Here is a 1,220-nt window from a genome sequence, read left to right as displayed (position 1 = left end):
AGCCCGCCGCCGACGCCTTGATCTTGCGCCGTGCGGTGCCGTCGATGAGCATGCCGAGCGCGAATAGCAGTGTGCCCACGATCCACAGCTTCATCACCATCGCGCGGAACAACATCCGATAGACGAGCAGCCAAAAGTTTTCGGTCCACGTATGCGCGAAGGTGGAAAAGCCACCATCGTTAAGGCCACCCACACTCCCCGATGCATTGAGCGTTCGAGACAGCAGACCGCTATCGACGAAGGCACGCCGGAAGGTCTCGTTGGCTTGCCGTACCGCTTCGTTTGCCCGCTTCTGGCCCGCCGAGGCGATGAGTGAAGCGGTTTCCGCTTCGGGCACCTCGAACAGGCTTCGATCGGGAATGGCAGGCATGACCGCGATCGAGAGCACCGGCACCAGCAAAAACCAAACTTTGAGATGTGATCCGAAACGGCTAGCCATGCAGCACCTTTACCGCAGCGAGGATAGGGATAAGTGCCAACGCGGCCAAGCCGCCCCAGAAGATTACAGGGCGATACTGCGCGATCGTGGCGAGCGCATAGCAACGAGCGCCCGCGCCGTAGGTGAACTCCTCGGGTACGCCTGCGTGAATTTCACCGTCGAATGCTGCCGCCGTATCGCATGCGCGCTGCGCGATGTGACGCTCAACTCTCGACAACTTCGCTATGGTCGAAACAGTGAGCGACATCGTATTCCTCGAAGTAACGGCGGAAGTGCTCGCCATGCAGCACGCGGGCGGCCAGCTGAAAAGCTGCCGTGCGTTGCGTAATGTGGTCGGGGCAGCGCTCGTCGGCCATTTCGAAAACGTAGTCAGGGTGACGTTGCTCGAATTCGGGAATTGCCTCGGTCATCGGACACCACACAGCGAGCTTCCCGCCGCGACGCGCGACATATCGACGGGCGTAGAGTGCCTGTGCGTCCGCGAATAGTCCCTGCATGAAGGCGATATGAGGATCTCCCGTGCGCTTGGTGCGCTTGTATCCCGCGAGCGCAGACGTGATCATCTCTGCCACGAGCGGCCCTTCCTTGCCTATAAACCTTTCGCCAATGTAATCGGCGACCCGTGTGCAGGTGAGTTCCAGATCAGGCGAGACAGTGTAAATCGGAATCAACTTCTGCGAAAGTCTATGCTCACGGATGATGCTTTTATATGCAGCGGACATAATTTTCATTAGCCTTCGATGATGGGAATACGACCTTGATACACCGCGCCTCCTGAGAT

The 1,220-nt window shown here is 58.5% G+C and carries 3 protein-coding genes; all 3 read right to left on the bottom strand.

Annotated features, from left to right (window positions below):
• A partial coding sequence (locus P7F28_RS09265) for a DUF4400 domain-containing protein (RefSeq protein WP_277184213.1) occupies positions 1 to 439 on the bottom strand: 439 nt, incomplete at its 3' end.
• Complete coding sequence (locus P7F28_RS09260; protein WP_277184212.1) at positions 432 to 686, bottom strand: hypothetical protein; 255 nt, start codon at positions 684 to 686, stop codon at positions 432 to 434. The genes P7F28_RS09260 and P7F28_RS09265, both read right to left, overlap by 8 nt.
• The gene (locus P7F28_RS09255; protein WP_277184215.1) at positions 643 to 1,161 is read right to left on the bottom strand and encodes a hypothetical protein; all 519 of its coding nucleotides are present in this window, start codon (positions 1,159 to 1,161) and stop codon (positions 643 to 645) included. Before P7F28_RS09255 ends, P7F28_RS09260 begins: the two co-directional genes overlap by 44 nt.
• Positions 1,162 to 1,220 lie beyond the last annotated feature (59 nt).

It is taken from the genome of Caballeronia sp. BR00000012568055 (assembly GCF_029439455.1).
In the GTDB taxonomy this organism is placed as follows: domain Bacteria; phylum Pseudomonadota; class Gammaproteobacteria; order Burkholderiales; family Burkholderiaceae; genus Caballeronia.
The sequence above is the reverse complement of the archived record's forward strand: the minus strand, read 5'-3'. Positions and strand labels throughout refer to the sequence as shown.

Excerpts from the sequence above, each read along its gene's own strand:
- P7F28_RS09260 (WP_277184212.1), bottom strand. The coding sequence starts at position 686 with ATGTCGCTCACTGTTTCGACCATAGCGAAGTTGTCGAGAGTTGAGCGT.
- P7F28_RS09255 (WP_277184215.1), bottom strand. The coding sequence starts at position 1,161 with ATGTCCGCTGCATATAAAAGCATCATCCGTGAGCATAGACTTTCGCAG.